This is a genomic window from Stenotrophomonas sp. AC248 (genome assembly GCF_979258185.1).
This window is the reverse complement of sequence record NZ_OZ409840.1, coordinates 3,555,613-3,576,873: the sequence shown is the minus strand read 5'-3', so window position 1 is coordinate 3,576,873 and position 21,261 is coordinate 3,555,613. Positions and strand designations below refer to the sequence as shown.

Below are 21,261 nucleotides of genomic sequence, written 5' to 3'. Positions count from 1 at the left end.
GACTGCCGGCCAGCGGCGGCCAACGTGCGTGATCTACAGTGAATGAACGCGATCGCACGCCTAGAATGTCGCCATGAACCGCCCCCCTGATCCCGCTCCGCATGCCCTGAAGGCCGACAGTTTCGGCTGCATTCTGTTGATCGAGCAGGACGGGCAGCGCTTTGTCCGCCGCGACCTGGGCGCCACCCCGTGGTGGCTGCGGCTGCCCGCGTGGTGGCTGGCCCGGCGCGAAGCGCGCGCGCTGGCCCACCTGGACGGCATGGCCGACACCCCGGCGCTGCTGTCCTGGAACGGGCGCTGGCTGGACCGCAGCTTCATGGCCGGCGATGCGATGTACCAGCGCCCGCCGCACGGCGACCTGGCCTATTTCCGCGCCGCGCGCCGGCTGCTGCAGCGCGTGCACCGGCATGGCATCGCGCACAACGATCTGGCCAAGGAAGCCAACTGGCTGGTACGCGAGGACGGCTCGCCGGCCCTGATCGACTTCCAGCTGGCGGTGATCGGCAACCCGCGCTCGCGCTGGATGCGCCTGCTGGCCCGCGAAGACCTGCGCCACCTGCTCAAGCACAAGCGCATGTACTGCCGGCAGCACATGACCCCGGTGGAGAAGCGGCTGCTGAAGCGCACCTCGTGGGTACGCGACCTGTGGTTCCGCACGGGCAAGCCGGTCTACCGGTTCGTCACCCGGAAGATCCTGCACTGGGAAGACAACGAAGGGCAGGGGCCCAAGCCGTGAGTGCGCCGGTGGTGCGCGTGGTGCCGGTGGACGCCGGCAACGTGCTGCATGCGCAGTTGCCCGGCGCCGACTTCGTGCACGCGTGCCGGGCGACGGTGCCACGCGGCGGCCGTTCGGCGTTGCAGGCGTACAAGGACATGGCGTCCACCGTGCCGGGCTGGTTCGACGGTCTGATGGCGATGCGCAACGGTGGCATGCGGCTGCTGGGCATGAAGGACCTGGGATCACTGCGTGCCGTGCAGGACGCGGCCGACCCCACGCCCGGCCAACGGCTGGGCATCTTCACCGTGCAGCGGTGCACGGCCGACGCGATCGTGCTGGAGGACGACGACCGGCACCTGCATGTGCAACTGGCACTGCAATGGCGTGGCGATGCACTGGAGATCGCCACGGTGGTGCATACGCACAACGCCTTCGGGCGGCTGTACATGCTTCCGGTGGCGCCGGTACATCGGGTGATCGTGCCGCATCTGTTGCGGCGGCAGGTGGCGGGGTATGCATCTTGACGTTCAGCTGGATTCGGACAAGACCGAGAGAAAGCTGGACTCGGGCGTCGAGCTGACGTACTCGGTGTTGGTTGTTGACAGCCTTGCCGAGGTGGAGCAGCTTGCCCGCGGCGAGACGACACATGTGCTGTATCGGGAATAAGGATCGATGAGCAGGGAGCACGGAGACGAGAACGCGATGGGCTGGTGGTGGAGCATGTCTCGCAGCGCCCGGGCAGGTGCAATGCCGTCGTGCGTCCAAATCGCAACCCGGTCCGGGCAGTGTGCGGTGAAACGTTATCGTGCATCCCCCTTGCTGCTGACGGCTGCTCTCGTCCTTGTGGCAGGTTGCGGTGTCGCCGATCATGATGATGCTGCGCTACGCGATGGCGATTGCTGGCATGTCGGTAACCGTGCCGATCGCATTTACTGCGCCACGACCTACACGCAGTTGCTTGCGCATCCCGAGCGCTATGATGGTCGGCGTATCCAGATACAGGGTAGAGCGGTGGCAAAGGATGTCATTGAACTCTACCCCTCGCTTGATTCGTTCGAGGGCAATGAGATCCAGGCGTCGCTGTCACTGCGTTCGGGTGACCGAGTGCCTGAGCTGAGGGCGTATCTGCTGTCACCAACGCGTGTGGATTCCGCGTCGCGCGTCGTTGTGATGGGTGTCTTCCATTTGAATCGAACAGTTCCGGTTGGAAAGAGGCAGGGCGTAACTCTTGAGACGATTCGTCTGGGCAGCCTGGAAATGGATGCCTTCAAGTTGTAGGTGGGCTTGTGGGGGGATGAACCTCGCATGCCGCCTGCAGGTGAATCCGCTTGCGGGAGTTCGCCCTGTTATGCCTTCGGGGCGCTTCTGCGTGAGATCTTGGTTTTGCGCAGCCGGCCAGCGGTCGGCACAACCGCCATCACCAGATCAGCCCCTGTCACTGGTGCAACTGCTGGGCGGCATCCTGTAGATGTCGCGCATTGCCTCAGCAGAAGCCATCCAAGGCGCAAGAGTAATCCGCGTTTTCATGCCTCGCGTTCCAGCTACCGGCGGCATGTGTTGCCCGATGACGTGGCGAATGTGATTCTTTCTAGTTGGCACAATCGGCGATCCCATTCCGGGGTGACGGAAAGAGGATGCGGCTTGGTGGCCTGGTGAGGGAGGTGAAATGATTAGTATCAGAGTATCGGCGTTGATCGTCCTGTCGCTGGCGGGATGCCAACGCGCGGAGCCCGTTACCGTCAGCGGCGTCGAAGATATATGCGCCTATCGGATGAGCGGCGGCGTGTGCCACGTCTCGCCGACCCAGCTGCTGACCGCGCCGGAGAAGCTGGCGGGCAGGGACGTCGTCGTGGTCCTCTACTACCCCGGCTTCGGAGCCCGCGTGTTGTTCTCCAGCCGCGATGCGGCGCAGAGCAACGATCTGTCATCCGGGTTCGTTGTTCCCGGCGACGACCGTGCAAGAGGGGAGGGGACGCAGCCAACGCTGGATCAGCCCGGCTATTACCGCGTGCTCGCTCACTTCGAACGCTCAAAGCCGGTGATTGTCGGTGAAGGGGTAACGCCGTTGGCCGTTGTTGCCGGTCGATTTGATCGCATTGCAGAGGCGCAGCGCATGTCCTCCCTGGATGAAATTGTGGAGGAGTGCAATGCGCTCGGAAACTGCAGCATGGGCTACTCACACGGGGTTCTGCCCATGCCAAGGCTGGAGGCCATCGACAAGAAGTAGTGTGCCGTCCCTGGCAGCGTATCGATGCGTCGAACACCCTATGTGACATCGGCGCGGCCTGACGTTGGCCGCTTCGCCATCAGGGCGTGGCCACCGGCACCACCTGCTGCCCGATGAAATGCCGCGTTCCATCAAAGTCGTAGCCGATCTGAATCTGCCCGACGTCGGCGCAGGCATGGCAGTCGCGCAGTGGCGTGCGGTACAGCAGTCGGATGCCGCCATTGTCCAGCGGTGTGCTCCCGCCCGCCTGCGCCGGCGCGAACGGCGTCGCCTGTGGGTGGGCGGCCAGCAGGGCCTGCACGCCCGGGTCGGCACGCACGGTGTCGTCAAGCTGCACGGCGTCCACATCGATGCGCTTGCCGGCGGCATCCACCAGCCGCGTGCCCTCGTTGGTGTTGGCCCGGAACGGGTAGGCCACCGTGGCCACGCCAATGCCATCGTGCTCATGCCAGGCGGTGACAAACGCCAGCTCACCGGCACTGGACAGTTGCCCGGCCGCCGTGACCGCATCCGCGCTGGCACCACCGGCCTGCATCGCCTTGATCAGGCACTCGCGGGTGGCGGCCGCCTCGCCCTGGCGGCAGCTGTTCAGGTCGCCGCTCCACACCACCGCATTGCTCCAGCGCACCGTGGCATCGGCCGCCATCTTCTGCGCGCTTGGGGTAGCGGTGGGGGTCGGGGCGGCGGGTTCGGCAGGGTCTTTCTGGCAGGCGGCTAGCAGCAGCAGGCCCAGGGCAGGCAACAGACAACGGGAACGGCGCATGGCAAGTACCTCGCAGCGGTAACCGGGAGGCCACTATCGTCAAGGAGCGGTGAAAATTCTGTGGGCGCGGCATACTGGCGCGAGACATTCATGCGCAGGAGCTTTCGACGTGGCCAGTCTGCAAGGCAAGACCATTTTCATCACCGGTGGCTCGCGCGGCATCGGCCTGGCCATCGCCCTGCGCGCGGCGCGTGATGGCGCCAACGTGGCGATCGCGGCCAAGTCGTCGGTGCCCAACCCGAAGCTGCCTGGCACCATCCATAGCGCGGTCGAGGCGGTTACCGCCGCCGGCGGCCAGGGCCTGGCGCTGAAGTGCGACATCCGCGAGGAAGACCAGGTGCGCGCCGCGGTGGCCGCTACCGTGGACACCTTTGGCGGCATCGACATCCTGGTCAACAACGCCAGCGCGATCTGGCTGCGCGGCACGCTGGATACGCCGATGAAGCGCTTCGACCTGATGCAGCAGGTCAATTCGCGCGGCAGTTTCCTGTGCGCGCAGGCGTGCCTGCCGTACCTGCTGCAGGCGCCCAATCCGCACATCCTGACCCTGGCGCCGCCACCGAGCCTGGATCCGAAGTGGTGGGGCCCGCACACCGGCTACACGCTGGCCAAGATGGGCATGAGCTTTGTCACCCTGGGGCTGGCGGCCGAATTCGGTCCGCAGGGCGTGGCGGTCAATGCGCTGTGGCCGCGCACCATCATCGCCACCGATGCGATCAACATGATTCCCGGCGTGGATGTTGCTGGTTGCCGCACGCCGGAGATCCTGGCCGATGCCGCGCACGCCGTGCTGACCCGCGATGCAGCCGGCTTCAGCGGGCAGTTCCTGCTCGATGACGAGGTGCTGGCTGCGGCCGGTATCACCGACCTGAGTGGCTATGCGATGGACCCGTCGCGGCCGCTGCTGCCGGATCTGTTCCTGGATTGAGGTTCAGGGCGACACGGGGCGACGTTATCGACAGGGGTTGCACGCGCAACTGCTAAGGTGCGCACCCCGTGTTTCAGATCCCTGCCATGTCCCAGCGTGTTTCTTGTCTCTCCCTCGCCACTGCCCTCGTCGTGGCCGGCCTGCTCGGCGCCTGCAGCAAAGGCGCCTCCACCGCCGCCGATGCGCAGGGCGTGGAAAAAGTGAATGCCTACATCAACTGCTTCAACGCAGTGGAGGAGCCGATCCATCAGGGCTTCCAGCAGTACACCGGCTGGATGAAGGACGCCGACGCCGGCCCCACTGGCAAGGAAACGCAGGTGCGCGGCCCCGGCACGGTGCTGTCCCATCGCGTGGATGCGTGCAACGCCCCGATGGTGGCGGCACTGGCCATGACCCCGGCCGAGCCGGACCTGGACCCGGCGGCACGCGCGTATCAGAAGACCTTTGTCGAGCTGTACGCGCTGATCGAGCAGGCCGACCGTTACTACAGCCGCGAAGACTACCTCCGCGATGACCATGCCGGCATGCGCAGCCAGCATGCGCCGATGATGCAGGCCTACGCGGCGTTCTTCGCCGCCGGCACCGCACTGGATGCCGCGCTGGAGAAGCGCGAGGACGAACGACGTGCCACGCAGCTCAAGGAGATCGAAGCCGACGAAGGTCGCTCGCTGGCGTACTACCAGCTCAGGATCGTGGGCGATGGCAAGCGGCTGACCCAGCTGCTCAGCGCTGATGCACCGGACCTGGCGCTGGCGCGCACCGAGCTGGCTGCATTCCAGGCGCTGTTGCAGCAGGCGCAGAACGACAAGGTCGGGCAGGGCGATGCGATGTGGGGTCACGTAGAGCGTTCGGCCGATGCGCTGGCCCGTGATGCCGGCCGCCGCATCGAACGCGTGCAGGCCAACACGCCGCTCACCCGCAGCGAGCAGATGCTGCTGCAGGGCGGTGGGCGCGCGAGCCTGCCGCAGGGGTCGGCCGAAGAGGTGATGGCCAGCTACAACGATCTGGTGGACATGGCCAACCGGATGGCGCGGTTCAGCGGCGCGCGCTGAGGGCCGCATCGGCAGGATGCCGGTAACGTGAAGCGCTCCCGCGCGACGGCGTTGCACGCACCGCCAACCCGGACCGCAGACCTGTGCGGTCCGGGTTGGTAAACTACGTCTCTGGAATCGTTTACAACACGGAGACGTTTGATGAAGCACGTTCTTTCCACGGCGGTACTGGCCGTGTCGATCACCCTGGCGCTGGCCGCCTGCGGCAACAAGTCCGCCGAGCCTGCCAAGGAGGCCGCCGCCCCGGCCAGCAAGGCCGACGCCCAGGCCGAAGAGGCCGAGCAGGCGCTGACCGGCAAGCTCAACAGCTACATCGACTGCTACAACGATGTCGATTCGGGCATCCACCAAGGCATTGGGTACTACACCAGCTGGATGAAGGACCCCAAGGCCGGTCCGACCGGTCGCGAAGAGCGCCCGATCGGCCCGCCGGACCTGGACGCCAACGACCTCAAAACCTGCGATGCGGCCATTCCCACGGCGATCGCCGCCGCGCCGGCACTGCCGGAGCTGGACAAGGCGGCCAAGGCCTACCTGGACAGCCTGCACACCCTGCAGCCGCTTACCCACGCGGCATACGACTACTACAAGCGCGAAGACTTCGAAGACGACGGCTACGCGCGCGGCAAGGCAATGCATGCGCCGCTGATGGAGGCGTTGGCTGCCTTCGTGCAGGCCAGCGGTGTGTTCAGCACCGCGCTGGAGGCCGAGAACGACCGCGCCCAGCAGGCGCAGCTGCAGGCGCTGGAGAAGCAGGAAGGCCGCACCCGCACGTATTACCGCCTGGCCATCATGATGGAGGCCAAGTCGCTGATGGACCTGATGGCCGAGGATGACTTCGACGTGGTGCAGGGGCGTGCCCGACTGGATGCCTTCAATACCATCGCCGACGAAGCGCACGCCAAGGTGGCCGACCAGGAGCCGGGCAAGATGGACTGGAACAGCTTCGAGACCGCCGCGGAGAATTTCCGTCGCGAGGGCAAGGAGCGCATCAAGCGCGTGGTCGACAAGACCCCGTACACCGACTTCGAACAGCGCATGCTGGATTCGCCGTCGCATGCCCCGCAGGGCTCGGCCGGGCGCCTGTTGAACGAGTACAACAGCCTGGTGTTCCAGAGCAACCGCCAGTAAACGGCATGGCGATCCACCCCGGTGCGTGCCGCGCGCCGGGGTGGATCGCGGTCACTGGTTGAAGGTATCGGGCAACGTGTCGCCGCACCGGCGGCAATGCCGGGCGTCCGGCTCGTGCCCTTCCAGCCCGCAGTGCGGGCAGCCACGCGCATCGCGCCGCGCGGCCAGGTCGGCCTCGCGCATGGTGCTGGCCAGTTCGGCGGTGTAGATGCCAGTGGGCACGGCAATGATGCTGTAGCCGATCAGGATCAGCACCGAGGTGACGAAGCGGCCCAGCACGGTCTGCGGCACGATGTCGCCGAAGCCCACCGTAGCCATGGTCACCACCGCCCAGTACATGCTGCTGGGGATGCTGGTGAACCCGTGGTTCGGCCCCTCGATCACGTACATCAGGGTGCCGGCGATGATCGTGATGGTGACCACCGTGAACAGGAACAGCAGCACCTTGCGCCGGCTGCGCCACAGCGATTCCATCAGCACGCCGCTTTCTTCGATGTAACGGGTCAGCTTGAGGATGCGGAACACCCGCAGGATGCGCAGGGCGCGCACCACCAGCAGGCTCTGCGCGCCGGGGATGAACAGGGACAGGTAGGTGGGCAGGATCGAGGCCAGGTCGATGATGCCCCAGATGCTGAACGCGTAGCGCAGGGGCCGTTTGACCACCACCAGCCGCAGCAGGTACTCGGCGGTGAACAGGATCGTGAAGCCCCATTCCAGCACGTACAGCCAGTCGGCATGGGCGATGTGGAAGCGCTGCACGCTGTCGAACATCACCACCAGCACGCTGGCGATGATGGCGTACACCAGCAGCAGGTCGAAATTGCGCGACGGGCGGGTGTCGTGGCGGTAGATGATCTCGAACCAGGTCCGGCGCCAGCCGGTCTCGGTGGCGGGGTTGAGCTGGGGGGCGGTGAGCGGTCGCATGCGCCGCATTGTGCCTCACCGGCCGGAAGCGCGAGAATGGGACTTTCCCGCAACCCCTTGACCGCCATGACCGCCGCTGCCACCGATCCGCTGTTGTCCCTGTCGCATTACTACCTGCCGGTGTACAAACCGCGCCAGGTGGTGCTTGAGCGCGGCCAGGGTGCGCGCGTGTGGGACACCCAGGGGCGTGAATTCATCGACCTGGCCGCCGGCATCGCCGTGTGCGGGCTGGGCCACAACGACCCGGACCTGACCGCCGCGCTGATCGAGCAGGCCGGCAAGCTGTGGCACACCAGCAACGTGTTCTACAGCGAACCGCCGCTGCGCCTGGCCGAGGAGCTGGTCACCAGCTCGCGCTTCGCCGAGCGTGTGTTCCTGTGCAATTCCGGCGCCGAAGCCAATGAAGTGGCGATCAAGCTGGTGCGCAAGTGGGCGTCCTCGAAGGGCCGCCCGGCCCACCAGCGGGTGATCGTGACCTTCCGCGGCAGCTTCCACGGCCGCACCCTGGCCGCGGTCACCGCCACCGCCCAGCCCAAGTACCAGGAAGGCTACGAGCCGCTGCCCGGCGGCTTCCGCTACGTCGATTTCAACGACGAGGTGCAGCTGGAAACCGCGATGGCCGCCGGCGACGTGGCGGCGGTGATGCTCGAGCCGATCCAGGGCGAGGGCGGGGTGATGCCGGCCAAGCCGGGCTTCCTGCAGCGCATCCGCGAGCTGTGCGACCAGCACGACGCCCTGCTGGTGCTCGATGAGATCCAGGTGGGCATGGGCCGCACCGGCACCCTGTTCGCGCATTGGCAGGAAGGCATCAAACCGGACATCGTGACCCTGGCCAAGGCCTTGGGCGGCGGTTTCCCGATCGGCGCGATGCTGGCCGGGCCGAAGGTGGCCGAGGTGATGCAGTTTGGCGCGCACGGCACCACCTTCGGTGGCAATCCGCTGGCGGCGGCGGTGGCGCGCGTGGCGCTGCGCAAGCTGTCCTCGCCGGAGATCGGGCACAACGTGGGCCGCCAGTCGCAGGCGCTGCGCGATGGCCTGGGCCGGATCAACGATGAGTTCAAGGTGTTCAGCCAGGTGCGCGGCCGCGGCCTGATGCTGGGCGCGGTGCTGGACAAGGATTTCGCCGGCCAGGCCGGTGCCATCCTGGACCACGCCGCCGATCACGGCCTGCTGACCCTGCAGGCTGGGCCGGACGTGCTGCGCTTCGTGCCGTCGCTGAACATCACCGACGAGGAAGTGGCCGAGGGCCTCAAGCGCCTGCGCGCGGCGGTGCAATCCTTCATCGCCTCCCGGTAGAGCCGACCGTTGGTCGGCTGCGGTTGCTCTGGGGCCAATGCAGCCGACCAACGGTCGGCTCTACGGCAGGCCGTACCGCTTCAACACCTTGTCCATGCTGCGGCTGTCGGTTGCCGTTTCCGCCTGCAATCCCGCCTGCCGTGCACCGCGCACGTTGGTGAACAGATCATCGATGAACAGCGTGCGCGCGGCGCGTGTGCCCAGCAGCGCCATCGCCTGCACGAATACAGCCGGGTCCGGTTTACGTCCGCCCAGCGCACCGCTGCACAGGATGCGCCCGTGCAACGCCGTGGCCAGGGTAGGCAGGATGCGCGGGATGGTGTCGGCCATCAGCGCGCCGTTGTTGGTGAGGATCGCAATCGGCAGGCGGCGGGCGACCTGCTCGATGCGTTCGATCACCCCGGCCTGCGGCAGGGAGGCGGCGATGCGCGCGGCCTGCCACTGCGCAATGCTCAGCGTGCTGCCCAACGCAGCGCTCACCTGCTGCAGGTACAGCGTGCTGTCCAGGCCGGCGTCGTGCTGCTGCTCCAGGCCGCTGTCGAACAAGGCCGCCTGCACCTGCGCGACGCTGCAGCCGGTGCTGGCCGCCAAGTGACGCACGCGCAGGTGGCGCGCATGGCGTACCAGCACGCCATCGAAATCCAGCAGCAGGCACTCCACGGCAACGGCCATTGCGCACTCTCGTCCAGGTCCACTGCTGACCGTACCCCACCCGGGGCACGCGCTGCGACATCGCGTCGCAGGCCGGGCATGGGCACGGACTCTAGAATCGCGTGGACTGTTCGATGGAGATTGCCGTGAAACTGCTTGTTCCCGTGTTGCTCGCCGGCCTGATGCTGGCCCCGGCTGCCCATGCCCGCGTGTGTGCGGTCAGCATCGACAGCACCGACCAGATGAGCTTCAGCCAGAAGGAGATCAAGGTCGGCGCAGACTGCAGCCAGGTGAAGCTGACCCTGCGCCACACGGGCAAGCTGGCCGCCACGGCGATGGGGCACAACTGGGTGCTCACGCGGACCCCCGATTATCAGCCGGTGGCGATGGCCGGCATGCGCACGAGCCTGGCCGACAGCTATTTGCCCAAGGGCGATGCGCGCGTGCTGGCGCATACCGCAGTGATCGGCGGTGGGCAGACCACCAGCGTGACCTTCTCGACCGCGAAGCTGGCCAAGGGCGGCGATTACACGTTCTTCTGCTCGTTCCCGGGGCACTTCGCGATGATGAAGGGCAAGCTGGTCTTCGGGTAAGAACGTCATCGGTGCGGCGACGGCACGCGCCCTGGTCGGGTCGGTTCCCAAACGACTGCCGATGATGCGTGTGGGTGCGGCGAACGCATGACCAGTGCCGAAGCGATCTGCGTTCTGGGGTCATGCCCTCACCGAACGTTGCGCAGACCAACGGCGGTCGATCGGGATGCGACCCTACCAGCGAGGCGCATCGCCGAACGCTCTCGGCATCATGAAAACCGTTGGTGGCTCCGCGATGATGGAGGGCACGCGCCTGGTAGGGTCGGTTCCCAAACGACTGCCGATGATGCGTGTGGGTGCGGCGAACGCATCACCTGTGCCGAAGCGATCTTCGCTTTGGGGTCATGCCCTCACCGAACGTTGCGCAGACCAACGGCGGTCGATCGGGATGCGACCCTGCCAGCGAGGCACATCGCCGAATGCCCTCGGCATCATGAGAACCGTTGGCGGCTCCGCGATGATGGAAGGCACGCGCCTTGGTAGGGTCGGTTCCCAAACGACTGCCGTTGATGCGTGTGGGTGCGGCGAACGCATCACCTGTGCCGAAGCGATCTTCGCTTTGGGGGCATGCCCTCACCGAACGTTGCGCAGACCAACGGCGGTCGATCGGGATGCGACCCTGCCAGCGAGGCACATCGCCGAATGCTCTCGGTTCCCTCCTGCATCGCCGAAGGCCATGGACCGGGGCCGATCCGTCGCCCCCGCCGTTGACCGGGGCCGATCCGTCGTCCCGGCCGTCGTCCGGTACCCGATCAGCCCTTGACCACCTTGAACGCCTCGCGGGCGGCGTCGATGGTCGCGTCGATCACGCTGTCGTCGTGCGCGCTGGACATGAAGCCGGCCTCGTACGCCGACGGGGCCAGGAACACGCCGCGCTCCAGCATCGCGTGGAAGAAGGTGTTGAACGCAGTAATGTCACAGGCGGTGGCCTGGGCGTAGGTGTCCACCTTCTGGTCGGTGAAGAACAGCCCGAACATGCCGCCCACCTGGGTAGTGGTCACGGGCACGCCGGCCTCGGCCGCCGCCGCTTCCAGCCCGGCGCACAGGCGCGCACTGGCCGCGCTGAGGCGGTCATGGAAGCCCGGTTCCTGCACCAGTTCCAGCATCGCAAGGCCGGCGGCCATCGCCACCGGGTTGCCGCTGAGCGTGCCGGCCTGGTAGATCGGGCCGGCCGGGGCGATCTGCGACATCAGGTCGGCACGGCCGCCGTAGGCACCCACCGGCATGCCGCCGCCGATGATCTTGCCGAAGGTGGTCAGGTCCGGGGTGATGCCGTAGTGGGCCTGCGCACCGCCAAGGGCGACGCGGAACCCGGTCATCACCTCATCGAAGATCAACAGCGCGCCGTACTGGGTGCACAGGGCGCGCAGGTGCTGCAGGTAGCCGTCGCGCGGCGGAATGCAGTTGGCGTTGCCCACCACCGGCTCGATGATCAGCCCGGCGATGTGCTCGCCCTGTTCGGCGAACAGCGCGGTGGCCGCGTCGAAATCGTTGTAGGGCAGGGTGAGGGTGAGTTCGCTCAGGCCGGCCGGCACGCCCGGCGAGGTGGGCACGCCCAGGGTCAGCATGCCGCTGCCGGCCTTCACCAGGAACGAGTCGCCGTGGCCGTGGTAGCAGCCTTCGAACTTGACGATGCGATTGCGCCCGGTGGCCCCGCGCGCCAGCCGGATCGCCGACAGCGTGGCTTCGGTGCCGGAGTTGACCATGCGTACCATCTGGCACGACGGGATCAGCCGGGTGAGGGTTTCGGCCATCACCACTTCGGCCTCGCACGGCGCGCCGAACGACAGGCCGTTGTTGATCGCATGCTTGACCGCCTGGCGCACGGCCGGGTGGTTGTGGCCGACGATCATCGGGCCCCACGACCCCACGTAGTCGATGTAGCGGTTGCCATCCACGTCGTACAGGTACGGGCCATCGGCGCGCTGCACGAAGAACGGCTCGCCGCCGACCGATTTGAACGCGCGCACCGGCGAGTTGACACCGCCCGGCAGCAGCTTCTGGGCGCGGGTGAACAGGGCGTGGGACTGGTCGTGGTTCATGGGGTGTCCTGGGTCTTACGGAAACTGGGCGAGGAAAGCGCGCTGGGTGGCGACCGGATCGGGGGCGGCAAAAATGCCGCTGACCACGGCCACCAGGTCGGCACCGGCCGCGATGATGGGACCCACATTGTCCGGGCTGAGCCCGCCGATCGCCACCCGCGGTACGCCCAGTGCGGCGCTTTGCCGCAGCAGGTCCGGCGTGGCACGGCTGGAGGTGACCTTGGTGGTGGTGGGGAAGAACGCGCCGAACGCCACGTAGCTGGCGCCCTCGACCACGGCACGTTCGGCATTGGCCAGCTGGTCGTAGCAGGACGCGCCGATGATGGCGTCGGGGCCCAGCAGGGCACGCGCGGCGCCGATGTCGCCGTCGGTGCCGCCCAGGTGCACGCCGGCGGCGCCCACGGCCTGGGCCAGTGCCGGGTCGTCATTGATGATCAACGGCACCCCGTGCTGGGCGCACAGTGCCTGCAGCGCGGTGGCCTGCTGCAGGTGCAGGGCGGCCGCGGCGGTCTTGTTGCGGTACTGCAGCCAGGTCGCGCCGGCGGCCAGCAGCGGCGCGGTACGCGCCAGCAGGCGGGCGGTGTCGGCCTCGTCGGGGGTGATCAGGTAGACGCCGCGTGGGCGCACGGGGGAGACTGAAGCAGAATTCATCGGTGGCTACCGGTAGCACGACGGGAGTGGGACAATGGCGGTCGCCCGTTTTTGTCCAGCCGTGATTATCCAATGACCGATGCCACCGCCACCACTTTCCGCACCTGGATGTGCGTTGTCTGCGGCTTTCTGTACAGGGAAGAAGACGGCCTGCCGGAAGAAGGCATTGCGCCGGGCACGCGCTGGGAAGACATTCCCGACACCTGGACCTGCCCCGATTGCGGCGTGACCAAGGACGATTTCGAGATGGTCGAGGTCGATTGACCGGCGGGTATCGACCGTTGGTCGATACGCCTCTTCGTCAATGCAACCGCGGCGCCCGTCCGCCCAGTTCCACCAGCTTCTCGCGCACCCATTGCGCATCGGTGGCCTGACGGTTGCGTTGCAGGTACAGGGCCAGGTCATGGCGCGCCCCGGCCTCGTAATCCAGGTTCAGGTACGCCAGGCCGCGGTCACGCAGCGCATCGTCCTGTTCGGGCGCCAGCTTGAGCAGGCGGTCGGCACTGCGCGCGGCGCGGTCCCATTCGCCGCGCTCCACATACACGCCGTGCAGGTTGCGCAGCATGCGCATCAGGATCGCGCGCGCCGGGGCGGCATCCAGGATCTGCGCCAGCACGTGGTCGTCCGGGGTTTCGCCGCCCAGGTGGGAGCGTGCGCGTTCGCGCAGTTCTTCCACGTCCAGCGGGCGGCCGCCGTTGTAGGGGTCCATCACCAGCACCCCGTCGTCCACCGGCAGACGCACCAGGAAGTGCCCCGGGAAGGACACCCCGTCCAGCGGAATGCCCAGCCGGCGCGCGACTTCCATCTGCACCAGGGCCAGCGAGATCGGATTGCCCAGGCGGCGTTCGAACACCTGGTTGAGGTAGCTGTTGCGTGGGTCGTAGTACTCGCCGTGGTCGCCGCCATAGCCCAGTTCGTCGAACAGGTGGCGGTTCACTGCGGCGATCTTCAGCGGCCAGTGCTCAATGGTGTCCACCTCGGTACGCAGGTGGTCGGCATGGGCCTGCACCACCGCGTCGTAGACGGTGGGGTCCAGGTCGGGGTATTCGTCGCGGGCGATCAGCAGTGCCGTGGGCAACAGCGGCAGGGCCTCGTCATCCAGCTCGGCCAGTGAATCCCACGTCGGCAATGTGATCTGCCCCTGCATGGCTACAGACTGGCGACAAACGCAGCCGGTTTCAAGGGCTTCAGCGCCGGATCACGCCCGCCGGTAGAGCCGACCGTTGATCGGCTGAGCGGGAACGTTGAGGAGGGCCAGGGGCGGCCGACCAACGGTCGGCTCTACCCCGGGCGGGGACGCGGTGTCAGCGGTCGGCGATGCCGGGGCCGAAGGTGATCTCGGTGCCGTCCTTCAAGCCCAGCTTTTCGGCCTGGCCGGCATTGAGCTCCAGCACGTAACGGGCCGGGCCGCTGCTGGGGTAGGGCGGGCAACGGTCGCCGGCCGAGCACGGCGGCACATCGCGCTGCTGGCTGACCAGCCGGCGCTGTTCGTCGAAGTACAGGATGTCCAGCGCGATCTTGGTGTTCTTCATCCAGTACGCCTGCAGTTCCTCGCGCTCGTGCAGGAACAACATGCCATGGTCGGCATCCATCTGGTCGCGGAACATCAGCCCGCGCGCGCGGCTGGCGTCATCGCGGGCCAGTTCCACCTGGTAGCGGGCACCGCTCAGTTCCACCCAGTGGCGGGTGCCGCTGCTGGCGCAGCCGGTCAGGGTCATCAGGAGCAGCAGCGGCAACAGGCGGATCAGCGACATCGGGGTCTACCTCGGCAGGAAGAAGGCCGGCCATCGTGGGCCGGCCGCGGAATCAGAATACGCGGGGCGGCTCGCCGCCGACGATCACCACGTCGGCCGGGCGCCGCGCGAACAGGCCCACGCTGACCACGCCGGGCAGCTGGTTGAGCTCGCGCTCAAGCTTGACCGGGTCGGTGATCTGCAGGTGGTGAATGTCCAGGATCACGTTGCCGTTGTCGGTGACCACGCCTTCGCGCCAGGCCGGCTGGCCGCCGGTCATGTCCAGGATGCGGCGTGCGATCAGGCTGCGGGCCATCGGAATCACTTCCACCGGCAACGGGAAACGCCCCAGCACCGGCACCTGCTTGCTCGGGTCGATGATGCACACGAAGCGCTCGCTGGCCTCGGCGATGATCTTCTCGCGGGTCAGCGCGGCGCCGCCGCCCTTGATCAGGCACTTGTTGCCGTCGCACTCGTCGGCGCCGTCCACGTACAGCGACAGGTTGCCGGTGTGGTTGAGCTCCATCACCTCGATGCCGTGCGACTTCAGCTGGGCGGTGCTCTGCTCGGAGCTGGACACGGTGCCCTTGATGCGGTGCTTGATGCGGGCCAGGCCGTCGATGAAGTAGGCAACGGTGGACCCGGTGCCGACCCCGACGATCATGCCGTCTTCGACGTATTCCAGGGCTTTTTCAGCAGCCAGGCGCTTGGCTTCGGACATGGCGGGCAACTCTATGAGGGAAAGGGGGAATCAGTGTTTTTCAAGCGACAGCAGCAGCTTCCACTGCGCGGCGGTCACCGGCAGGATCGACAGGCGGTTGCCGCGCGCGGTCAGCGGAAAACCTTCGCCCAGCGCATCGGCGTGCAGCTTGATCTCGTCCAGCGAAATGGTGTCGCGCAGTTTGCGCTCGAAGGCCACGTCCACCAGCATCCAGCGCGGTTCTTCGCGGGTGGCCTTGGGGTCGTAGTAGTCGGATTTGGGGTTGAACTGGGTGTCGTCCGGGTAGGCCTCGCTGGCCACCGTGGCAATGCCGACGATGCCGGGCACCTTGGTATTGGAGTGGTAGAACAGCACCCCGTCGCCGACCTTCATGCCGTCGCGCATGAAGTTGCGCGCCTGGTAGTTACGCACGCCGTTCCAGGGCTCACGGCCCACGCGCTGCAGATCGTCGATGGAAAAGGCGTCCGGTTCGGACTTCATCAGCCAGTAGCGCTTGCGTGCGGTCATGCGGAGTCTTTGATTACGGTAGGTGCCGACCGTTGGCCGGTACGCAGACGTGGGTGGAGATGTCGGTGCAGATCGCATCCACCGCGACATCCCAGGGCTGTACCGGCAGGTCATCGACCTGCTGCACCGAGAAGCCGACCCCCACCAGCCACGGCGGTGCGGGGCGCTGGTGGCGGAACGCGAAGCTGCGATCATACCAGCCGCCTCCCATGCCCAGGCGCCGGCCCTGCGCGTCGAAACCGACCAGAGGCGCCACCACCAGTGTCATCTGCTCCGGTGCCAGCGTGGCCTCCAGCGCGACGTCCGGTTCGGGAATGCCGTAGCGGTTGGCGGTCAGTGGCTGGCCGGGTCGCCACGGCGCGAAGCGCAGCGTGTCGCCGGCCAGGATCGGCAGGCAGTACTGCAACATGTCGGGCAGCTGCATCTGCCAGCGGTGCAGGGCGATTTCGCCATCCATCGCCCAGTACCCGGCAACGAAGCCGTGTGCAGGGGCGAAGGGGAGCTGGAGCAGGCGATCGGCCAGGTGTTCGGCGGCGGCCAGGCGCTGCGCGGCGGGGATGTCTCGGCGGCGTTGGCGCAGCTGCTGGCGCAGTGCGGTGCGCGGGTCGGTCATGCCTGGGTCCGGGGCGTGGTGCGGGCGCGGATAAAACAAGAGCGACGTCCCGGTAGGGGCGTCGCTCTTGCAGGAATACTGCATTCTCCGCGGTGACGATGCGTGCGAAACGACCTTGAACCCGGGGTTCAAGTGGGTACGCTGGGGTTCCTTCGGGCTTCCCGCTACAAGGCGGACTTGCACTCCCGGCGCCGTCGCGCACCCGTGGTCGTAATTAAGGGACAAGGCGAATGTTTGCACACGCCGTCGTTCACAGCAGAGAACGCGTCGCCATTATAGCCAAGCGCGCGCCGAGGGATAGGCCGTTCGTCGGTCGGATTGCACCTGAATTCAGATCGATGAAGGCCATGCTATGGCCTTGTTGAATGGAACATGCCGTGGAACATCGGCCGTTGGTCGGCCGCATGACCATTCGGGTGGCGCCGACCAACGGTCGGCTCTACCGCCGGCGGCTCACGCCCCGTCGATCGCCCGGTCCAGCCGCCGGTTCAGATCGGCCAGGGTCTGCTGCAGTGCCACGCCCTGGCGGGCGTGTTCATCGCGCAGCTGCTGCAGCTCATGCGCCAGGTTCAAGGCGGCCAGCACGGCCACCCGGTCCACGGCGGCCATGCGGTTGCTGCCGCGGATCTCGCGCATCTTCGCATCCAGCAGGCGGGCCGCTGCGGTGAGGATTTCTTTCTCTTCCGGGCCCACGCCCACCGTGTATTCACGGTCCAGGATGCGGACACTGACCGGTTCGGTCTGGCTCATGTGTGCTGCTCCAGGGACTTGAGGCGGGTGATCATCGCTTCGACCCGGGAGCGGGCCTGTTCGTTCTTGGCCAGCAGCTGGGAGCGCTCGGCCACCAGTTGCTCCTGCTGATGGCGGAGGCTGCGGTTCTCCTCGGCCAGGCGCTGGTTGCGTTCCAGCAACGCCTCCACCCGGGCGGCGAAGGCCTGCAATTGGGTGATGGCGTCGGAAGGTTCCATGCCCGGCACGATAGGCAAGGGCGGTGGAGCCGGTCAAGCGAATAATGACGGGGGCTTCAGCAGGGGTCGGGTTACCCCCGCAGCGCCTGCCCGGGAACGCGATGGCAACCCGACGGCCACGGGCGGATTGCTACACTGTGAGGCTGCCAGAGCGCCGCCCCCGGCGGCCCCGGCGCCTTTTTCCGATCGAGCCCCAAGATGACCGAACTTCCGAGTGTCGATGACGTAAACAAGGCCAGCCAGGCGTTGGGCCTGGGCGCCAATGCCGCCGAACTGCATGGCGGGCTGTGCGGCTGGCTGTCTGCCGGCGGTGCGCCGGTGCGCGAATGGCCGGCGCGGGTGCTGGCCGATGACAACCTGCCGCTGCCGGCCGAGGACGATCCGCTGTCGCAGCTGCTGCAGGCCAGCGTGGCGCAGCTGGAAGACCGCGACTTTGCGTTCGAGCTGCTGCTCAGCGACGCCAGCGACACCGCCGCGCAGGCCGATGCGCTGTTCACCTGGGCGCGCGCCTTCCTGGGCGGCTTCGGGCTGGGCTCCGGTGGCCGTCGCCCGACGCTGTCCGAAGAGGGCGAAGAAGCCCTGAACGACCTGGCCAAGCTGGCCCAGGCCTCCAGCGAAGACTTCGAAAGCGGCAACGATGATGACGAAGACGCGCTGGCCGAGATCGAAGAGTTCATCCGCGTGGCGGTGCTGCTGCTGCACGGCGACTGCGTGATGGCCGCGCGCCACCGGCAGCGTCTGAACTGAGATGGATATCCGGCAGCTGACCGGCATCTCCGCCGCCGAGTACACCCGCCGCCGCCAGCAGTTGATGGAAATGGCCGGCGACGACGCGATCCTGGTGCTGCCGGCTGCGGCCGAGCGGGTGCGCAGCCTGGATACGCATTTCCCGTTCCGCCAGGACTCGGACTTCTGGTACCTGAGCGGCTTCCCGGAGCCGGACGCGGTGCTGGTGCTGATCCCCGGCCGGCGCCACGGCGAGGTGATCCTGTTCTGCCGTGAGCGCGACGCCGACCGCGAAGCCTGGGACGGCGCGCGTGCCGGGCAGGAAGGCGCGGTGTCGCAGTATGGGATGGACGATGCGTATCCCATCGACGACCTCGACGACATCCTGCCGGGTCTGCTGGAGGGGCGCTCGCGGGTGTACTACCACTTCGGCCGCGACGCGGAGTTCGACCTCAAGCTGATCGGCTGGGTCAACCGGGTGCGCTCGCAGGTGCGGCATGGCGCGCAGCCGCCGCATGAATTCCTGGAGCTGGGCCACCTACTGCACGAACAGCGGCTGTTCAAGTCCAGCGCCGAGATCGCGCTGATGCAGCGCGCCGCCGATATCAGCGTGCAGGCCCACCGGGTAGCAATGCGGGTGGCGCGCCCGGGCATCCACGAGTACGAACTGCAGGCCGACCTGGAGCGCGAGTTCCGGGCAAATGATGCGTGCGCGGCATACTCCAGCATTGTCGGGGCCGGCGCCAACGGCTGCATCCTGCACTACCGCGACAACAACGCGCGATCGCGCGATGGCGAGCTGGTGCTGATCGATGCAGGCGCCGAGTACCGCGGCTACGCCAGCGACATCACCCGCACCTTCCCGGTGAACGGGCGCTTCAGTGCCGAACAGCGCGCGCTGCACGACCTGGTCGGCGCGGCGCAGGCGGCAGCGTTGGCGCAGGCCAGGCCGGGCAACGCGTATGAAGCCGGGCACCTGGCGGCCGTGCAGACCCTGACCGAAGGCCTGCTGCACCTGGGGCTGCTGAAGGGCAGCGCGGAAGAGAACATCGCCGAAGGCCATTACCAGCGCTTCTACCGGCACAAGACCGGGCACTGGCTGGGGCTGGACGTGCACGACGTGGGCGATTACCGGCTGGCCGGCGACTCGCGCATGCTGGAACCGGGCATGGTGTTCACCATCGAACCGGGCCTGTATGTCTCGGCAGATGACCGCAGCGTGGAAGCGCGCTGGCGCGGCATCGGCATCCGCACCGAGGATGACGTGCTGATCACCGAGGACGGGCACCAGGTGCTGACCGCGGCGCTGGCGCGCAGCGCCGATGAGATCGAAGAGGAAATGGCGGCGCGCTGACACCCGTAGAGCCGGGCTCCGCCCGGCTGAGCGCGCTGCCGGACCACCGGTAGTGCCGGCCGCTGGCCGGCATTGCGTGCAGCCGGGCAGAGCCCGGCTCTACGAGCGGCCGGGACACCGGTAGTGCCGGCCGCTGGCCGGCATTGCGTGCAGCCGGGCAGAGCCCGGCTCTACGGGCGGCCGGGACACCGGTAGTGCCGGCCGCTGGCCGGCATCGCGTGCAGCCGGGCAGAGCCCGGCTCTACGGGCCGGCTGCCGTCAATCGGCCGCGGCGAACGCCGGGCGGGTCAGGTTGTCGGCATCGCCGTCGGTGCACAGCACTTCGTCTTCGATGCGGATGCCGCCGTAGGGACGGAAGAAGTCGACGCGGCTCCAGTCGATGCTGTCACTGTTGCCGGCCTGCTTCACTTCGTCCAGCAGCATGTCGATGAAGTACACGCCCGGTTCGATGGTCACCACCATGCCCGGCTCCAGCACACGGGTCAGGCGCAGGTACGGGTGGCCCTGCGGACGTTCGATGCGGCCGCCGCGGTCGCTGGCGGCAAAACCGGCCACATCGTGGACCTGCAGGCCGATCAGGTGGCCCAGGCCGTGCGGGAAGAACGCCGCGCTGACGCCGGTGGCCAGGGCCGCTTCGGGCGATACCTTGAGCACGCCGAAGTCCTTCAGGATGCCCATCAACGACAAGTGCGCGTCCACGTGCAGCTGCTTGTAGTCCACCCCGGCACGCACACCGGCGGCCATCTGCTGCTGGGCCGCGTCGACCGCATCGATCATGGCTTGGAACTCGTCATGGCCGGCGGCGGCATAGGTGCGGGTGATGTCGCTGGCATACCCGTACGCGCTGGCACCGGCATCGATCAGGAAGCTGCGCAACGGCGTCGGCGCGCTGCGGCCCAGGTCGGTGTAGTGCAGCACCGCGGCATGTTCGTTGAGGCCGATGATGTTGCCGTAGGGCAGTTCATTGGCGTCCTGGCCCACCGCACTGCAGTAGGCCATGTGGATCTCGAACTCGCTGGCGCCGGCGCGGAACGCGGCCTCGGCGGCGCGATGACCGCGCACGCCCAGGCGCTGGGCCTGGCGCATCAGTGCGATTTCATACGGGGTCTTGTAGCCGCGCTGCCAGTCCAGGTAATGCAGCACCGGCTCGGGGTTGTTCGGCACGAACGCACCCAGGGCGCTCTGCGGCTCGCCCAGGATCGCGCAGCGTGCCGGGTCCTTGGGCAGCAGCGCCAGGGCATGCTCGGCGCTGCGGATGATCTCGATGTTGAAGTGCTCCACCCACCAGCCGTTGGGGGCATCGGGCACCACGTGCCAGTAGTCGAACGGCTGGAAGAAGATCAGCGTCGGGCGCTGGCCGGGGGTGTACACCAGCCAGCTGTTGGGCAGCTTGGTCAGCGGCAGCCACGCCTTGAAGTTCGGGTTCACCGCGTAGGGGTAGTCGCGGTCGTCGAACGCCTGGTAGTGCTGGGTGCCGCTGGGAATTACCAGGTGGTCGAAACCGCCGCGGGCCAGCGCTTCATCGGCACGCTGGCGCAGCACGCTGACGTGATGGGAGTACAGGGCGCCAAGGTCAGGCTGGTTCATCGCGGAGGCTCGTTGGGCAGTGCGGAGTGCAGCCCATGATTCTGCCGCAATCAGACCCGTCGCGCTGTGCCGGAAC

At 67.3% G+C, this 21,261-nt stretch carries 26 protein-coding genes and 1 other RNA gene; 13 read left to right on the top strand and 14 right to left on the bottom strand.

Translation table 11 applies throughout. The features are described 5' to 3' along the window. Positions 1-73: 73 nt before the first annotated feature. From ACZ0AE_RS16160 to ACZ0AE_RS16140, 5 genes are all read left to right on the top strand, one after another. Positions 74-736: a protein kinase family protein gene (locus ACZ0AE_RS16160; protein ID WP_463601601.1), complete on the top strand. Its 663-nt coding sequence runs from the start codon at positions 74-76 to the stop codon at positions 734-736. After that, on the top strand, positions 733-1,242 hold the full coding sequence (locus ACZ0AE_RS16155; protein ID WP_463601600.1) for a DUF2867 domain-containing protein: 510 nt from the start codon (positions 733-735) through the stop codon (positions 1,240-1,242). The genes ACZ0AE_RS16160 and ACZ0AE_RS16155 overlap by 4 nt, the downstream gene beginning before the upstream one ends. Next, the gene (locus ACZ0AE_RS16150; protein ID WP_448134342.1) at positions 1,232-1,384 is read left to right on the top strand and encodes a hypothetical protein; all 153 of its coding nucleotides are present in this window, start codon (positions 1,232-1,234) and stop codon (positions 1,382-1,384) included. Before ACZ0AE_RS16155 ends, ACZ0AE_RS16150 begins: the two co-directional genes overlap by 11 nt. A 126-nt stretch (positions 1,385-1,510) precedes the next feature. Beyond that, positions 1,511-1,996, top strand: a complete 486-nt coding sequence (locus ACZ0AE_RS16145; protein WP_463601599.1) for a hypothetical protein — start codon at positions 1,511-1,513, stop codon at positions 1,994-1,996. 388 nt (positions 1,997-2,384) lie between these two features. Continuing rightward, positions 2,385-2,945 (top strand): hypothetical protein, encoded by a 561-nt coding sequence (locus ACZ0AE_RS16140; RefSeq protein ID WP_463601598.1) that lies wholly within the window; start codon positions 2,385-2,387, stop codon positions 2,943-2,945. 79 nt (positions 2,946-3,024) lie between these two features. Here ACZ0AE_RS16140 and ACZ0AE_RS16135 read toward each other — a convergent pair whose 3' ends face one another. Then, complete coding sequence (locus tag ACZ0AE_RS16135) at positions 3,025-3,708, bottom strand: hypothetical protein (protein ID WP_448136426.1); 684 nt, start codon at positions 3,706-3,708, stop codon at positions 3,025-3,027. Between the two features lie 109 nt (positions 3,709-3,817). Here ACZ0AE_RS16135 and ACZ0AE_RS16130 point away from each other — a divergent pair, with 109 nt between their 5' ends. The 3 genes from ACZ0AE_RS16130 (at position 3,818) to ACZ0AE_RS16120 (ending at position 6,819) form a co-directional block, all read left to right on the top strand. Then, positions 3,818-4,636 (top strand): SDR family oxidoreductase, encoded by an 819-nt coding sequence (locus tag ACZ0AE_RS16130; RefSeq protein WP_038686455.1) that lies wholly within the window; start codon positions 3,818-3,820, stop codon positions 4,634-4,636. Between the two features lie 86 nt (positions 4,637-4,722). Then, a complete protein-coding gene (locus ACZ0AE_RS16125) occupies positions 4,723-5,688 on the top strand; it encodes a YiiG family protein (RefSeq protein WP_463601597.1) in 966 nt (321 codons plus the stop codon). 141 nt (positions 5,689-5,829) lie between these two features. Further along, positions 5,830-6,819, top strand: a complete 990-nt coding sequence (locus ACZ0AE_RS16120) for a YiiG family protein (RefSeq protein WP_038686458.1) — start codon at positions 5,830-5,832, stop codon at positions 6,817-6,819. A 51-nt stretch (positions 6,820-6,870) separates the two neighbouring features. Here ACZ0AE_RS16120 and ACZ0AE_RS16115 read toward each other — a convergent pair whose 3' ends face one another. After that, the gene (locus ACZ0AE_RS16115) at positions 6,871-7,743 is read right to left on the bottom strand and encodes an ion transporter (protein WP_448134335.1); all 873 of its coding nucleotides are present in this window, start codon (positions 7,741-7,743) and stop codon (positions 6,871-6,873) included. 66 nt (positions 7,744-7,809) lie between these two features. On the opposite strand from ACZ0AE_RS16115, the gene ACZ0AE_RS16110 reads away from it, so the two are divergent. After that, on the top strand, positions 7,810-9,039 hold the full coding sequence (locus ACZ0AE_RS16110; RefSeq protein WP_141059144.1) for an acetylornithine transaminase: 1,230 nt from the start codon (positions 7,810-7,812) through the stop codon (positions 9,037-9,039). Between the two features lie 60 nt (positions 9,040-9,099). Here the strand turns inward: ACZ0AE_RS16110 and ACZ0AE_RS16105 are convergent, their stop codons facing one another. Then, positions 9,100-9,711, bottom strand: a complete 612-nt coding sequence (locus ACZ0AE_RS16105) for an HAD-IA family hydrolase (RefSeq protein WP_463601596.1) — start codon at positions 9,709-9,711, stop codon at positions 9,100-9,102. A 113-nt stretch (positions 9,712-9,824) separates the two neighbouring features. On the opposite strand from ACZ0AE_RS16105, the gene azu reads away from it, so the two are divergent. Continuing rightward, complete coding sequence (gene azu, locus ACZ0AE_RS16100) at positions 9,825-10,283, top strand: azurin (RefSeq protein ID WP_038686464.1); 459 nt, start codon at positions 9,825-9,827, stop codon at positions 10,281-10,283. Between the two features lie 752 nt (positions 10,284-11,035). On the opposite strand, the gene hemL is transcribed toward azu, so the two are convergent. Both hemL and thiE read right to left on the bottom strand, forming a co-directional pair. Beyond that, the gene (gene hemL, locus ACZ0AE_RS16095) at positions 11,036-12,325 is read right to left on the bottom strand and encodes a glutamate-1-semialdehyde 2,1-aminomutase (protein WP_038686465.1); all 1,290 of its coding nucleotides are present in this window, start codon (positions 12,323-12,325) and stop codon (positions 11,036-11,038) included. 15 nt (positions 12,326-12,340) lie between these two features. Continuing rightward, complete coding sequence (gene thiE / locus ACZ0AE_RS16090; protein ID WP_463601595.1) at positions 12,341-12,976, bottom strand: thiamine phosphate synthase; 636 nt, start codon at positions 12,974-12,976, stop codon at positions 12,341-12,343. Positions 12,977-13,048: 72 nt separating this feature from the next. On the opposite strand from thiE, the gene ACZ0AE_RS16085 reads away from it, so the two are divergent. Further along, positions 13,049-13,240: a rubredoxin gene (locus tag ACZ0AE_RS16085; protein WP_037553342.1), complete on the top strand. Its 192-nt coding sequence runs from the start codon at positions 13,049-13,051 to the stop codon at positions 13,238-13,240. Positions 13,241-13,277: 37 nt separating this feature from the next. On the opposite strand, the gene ACZ0AE_RS16080 is transcribed toward ACZ0AE_RS16085, so the two are convergent. The 8 genes from ACZ0AE_RS16080 to ACZ0AE_RS16045 form a co-directional block, all read right to left on the bottom strand. Continuing rightward, complete coding sequence (locus ACZ0AE_RS16080; RefSeq protein WP_038686470.1) at positions 13,278-14,123, bottom strand: SirB1 family protein; 846 nt, start codon at positions 14,121-14,123, stop codon at positions 13,278-13,280. A gap of 157 nt (positions 14,124-14,280) precedes the next feature. Further along, positions 14,281-14,730, bottom strand: a complete 450-nt coding sequence (locus ACZ0AE_RS16075) for a DUF192 domain-containing protein (protein ID WP_038686472.1) — start codon at positions 14,728-14,730, stop codon at positions 14,281-14,283. A gap of 52 nt (positions 14,731-14,782) precedes the next feature. Then, a complete protein-coding gene (gene rpiA / locus ACZ0AE_RS16070; RefSeq protein WP_038686473.1) occupies positions 14,783-15,430 on the bottom strand; it encodes a ribose-5-phosphate isomerase RpiA in 648 nt (215 codons plus the stop codon). 30 nt (positions 15,431-15,460) lie between these two features. Further along, positions 15,461-15,937, bottom strand: a complete 477-nt coding sequence (locus ACZ0AE_RS16065; protein WP_137190237.1) for an EVE domain-containing protein — start codon at positions 15,935-15,937, stop codon at positions 15,461-15,463. A gap of 13 nt (positions 15,938-15,950) precedes the next feature. Then, positions 15,951-16,550 carry a 5-formyltetrahydrofolate cyclo-ligase gene (locus tag ACZ0AE_RS16060; RefSeq protein ID WP_463601594.1) on the bottom strand — a complete coding sequence of 200 codons (600 nt, stop codon included), beginning with the start codon at positions 16,548-16,550 and terminating at the stop codon, positions 15,951-15,953. An 80-nt stretch (positions 16,551-16,630) separates the two neighbouring features. Beyond that, positions 16,631-16,815, bottom strand: a non-coding RNA gene (gene ssrS / locus ACZ0AE_RS16055) — 6S RNA. A 188-nt stretch (positions 16,816-17,003) separates the two neighbouring features. Continuing rightward, entirely contained in the window at positions 17,004-17,300 is a 297-nt protein-coding gene (locus ACZ0AE_RS16050; RefSeq protein ID WP_038686480.1) for a cell division protein ZapA, read from the bottom strand. Continuing rightward, positions 17,297-17,518 carry a TIGR02449 family protein gene (locus ACZ0AE_RS16045; protein WP_038686482.1) on the bottom strand — a complete coding sequence of 74 codons (222 nt, stop codon included), beginning with the start codon at positions 17,516-17,518 and terminating at the stop codon, positions 17,297-17,299. Before ACZ0AE_RS16045 ends, ACZ0AE_RS16050 begins: the two co-directional genes overlap by 4 nt. Positions 17,519-17,716: 198 nt before the next feature. On the opposite strand from ACZ0AE_RS16045, the gene ACZ0AE_RS16040 reads away from it, so the two are divergent. Beyond that, on the top strand, positions 17,717-18,265 hold the full coding sequence (locus ACZ0AE_RS16040) for a UPF0149 family protein (RefSeq protein ID WP_038686483.1): 549 nt from the start codon (positions 17,717-17,719) through the stop codon (positions 18,263-18,265). 7 nt (positions 18,266-18,272) lie between these two features. Beyond that, the gene (locus tag ACZ0AE_RS16035; protein WP_463602107.1) at positions 18,273-19,598 is read left to right on the top strand and encodes an aminopeptidase P N-terminal domain-containing protein; all 1,326 of its coding nucleotides are present in this window, start codon (positions 18,273-18,275) and stop codon (positions 19,596-19,598) included. 258 nt (positions 19,599-19,856) lie between these two features. Here the strand turns inward: ACZ0AE_RS16035 and pepQ are convergent, their stop codons facing one another. Beyond that, the gene (gene pepQ, locus ACZ0AE_RS16030) at positions 19,857-21,185 is read right to left on the bottom strand and encodes a Xaa-Pro dipeptidase (RefSeq protein WP_463601593.1); all 1,329 of its coding nucleotides are present in this window, start codon (positions 21,183-21,185) and stop codon (positions 19,857-19,859) included. Between the last annotated feature and the right edge of the window lie 76 nt (positions 21,186-21,261).

Excerpts from the sequence above, each read along its gene's own strand:
- ACZ0AE_RS16045 (WP_038686482.1), bottom strand. The coding sequence starts at position 17,518 with ATGGAACCTTCCGACGCCATCACCCAATTGCAGGCCTTCGCCGCCCGG.
- ACZ0AE_RS16085 (WP_037553342.1), top strand. The coding sequence starts at position 13,049 with ATGACCGATGCCACCGCCACCACTTTCCGCACCTGGATGTGCGTTGTC.
- azu (WP_038686464.1), top strand. The coding sequence starts at position 9,825 with ATGGAGATTGCCGTGAAACTGCTTGTTCCCGTGTTGCTCGCCGGCCTG.
- ACZ0AE_RS16080 (WP_038686470.1), bottom strand. The coding sequence starts at position 14,123 with ATGCAGGGGCAGATCACATTGCCGACGTGGGATTCACTGGCCGAGCTG.
- ACZ0AE_RS16065 (WP_137190237.1), bottom strand. The coding sequence starts at position 15,937 with ATGACCGCACGCAAGCGCTACTGGCTGATGAAGTCCGAACCGGACGCC.
- ACZ0AE_RS16160 (WP_463601601.1), top strand. The coding sequence starts at position 74 with ATGAACCGCCCCCCTGATCCCGCTCCGCATGCCCTGAAGGCCGACAGT.
- ACZ0AE_RS16105 (WP_463601596.1), bottom strand. The coding sequence starts at position 9,711 with ATGGCCGTTGCCGTGGAGTGCCTGCTGCTGGATTTCGATGGCGTGCTG.
- ACZ0AE_RS16110 (WP_141059144.1), top strand. The coding sequence starts at position 7,810 with ATGACCGCCGCTGCCACCGATCCGCTGTTGTCCCTGTCGCATTACTAC.
- ACZ0AE_RS16120 (WP_038686458.1), top strand. The coding sequence starts at position 5,830 with ATGAAGCACGTTCTTTCCACGGCGGTACTGGCCGTGTCGATCACCCTG.
- pepQ (WP_463601593.1), bottom strand. The coding sequence starts at position 21,185 with ATGAACCAGCCTGACCTTGGCGCCCTGTACTCCCATCACGTCAGCGTG.
- ACZ0AE_RS16075 (WP_038686472.1), bottom strand. The coding sequence starts at position 14,730 with ATGTCGCTGATCCGCCTGTTGCCGCTGCTGCTCCTGATGACCCTGACC.
- ACZ0AE_RS16135 (WP_448136426.1), bottom strand. The coding sequence starts at position 3,708 with ATGCGCCGTTCCCGTTGTCTGTTGCCTGCCCTGGGCCTGCTGCTGCTA.
- ACZ0AE_RS16060 (WP_463601594.1), bottom strand. The coding sequence starts at position 16,550 with ATGACCGACCCGCGCACCGCACTGCGCCAGCAGCTGCGCCAACGCCGC.
- ACZ0AE_RS16115 (WP_448134335.1), bottom strand. The coding sequence starts at position 7,743 with ATGCGACCGCTCACCGCCCCCCAGCTCAACCCCGCCACCGAGACCGGC.
- ACZ0AE_RS16040 (WP_038686483.1), top strand. The coding sequence starts at position 17,717 with ATGACCGAACTTCCGAGTGTCGATGACGTAAACAAGGCCAGCCAGGCG.
- ACZ0AE_RS16150 (WP_448134342.1), top strand. The coding sequence starts at position 1,232 with ATGCATCTTGACGTTCAGCTGGATTCGGACAAGACCGAGAGAAAGCTG.
- ACZ0AE_RS16140 (WP_463601598.1), top strand. The coding sequence starts at position 2,385 with ATGATTAGTATCAGAGTATCGGCGTTGATCGTCCTGTCGCTGGCGGGA.
- rpiA (WP_038686473.1), bottom strand. The coding sequence starts at position 15,430 with ATGTCCGAAGCCAAGCGCCTGGCTGCTGAAAAAGCCCTGGAATACGTC.
- ACZ0AE_RS16125 (WP_463601597.1), top strand. The coding sequence starts at position 4,723 with ATGTCCCAGCGTGTTTCTTGTCTCTCCCTCGCCACTGCCCTCGTCGTG.
- hemL (WP_038686465.1), bottom strand. The coding sequence starts at position 12,325 with ATGAACCACGACCAGTCCCACGCCCTGTTCACCCGCGCCCAGAAGCTG.
- ACZ0AE_RS16050 (WP_038686480.1), bottom strand. The coding sequence starts at position 17,300 with ATGAGCCAGACCGAACCGGTCAGTGTCCGCATCCTGGACCGTGAATAC.
- thiE (WP_463601595.1), bottom strand. The coding sequence starts at position 12,976 with ATGAATTCTGCTTCAGTCTCCCCCGTGCGCCCACGCGGCGTCTACCTG.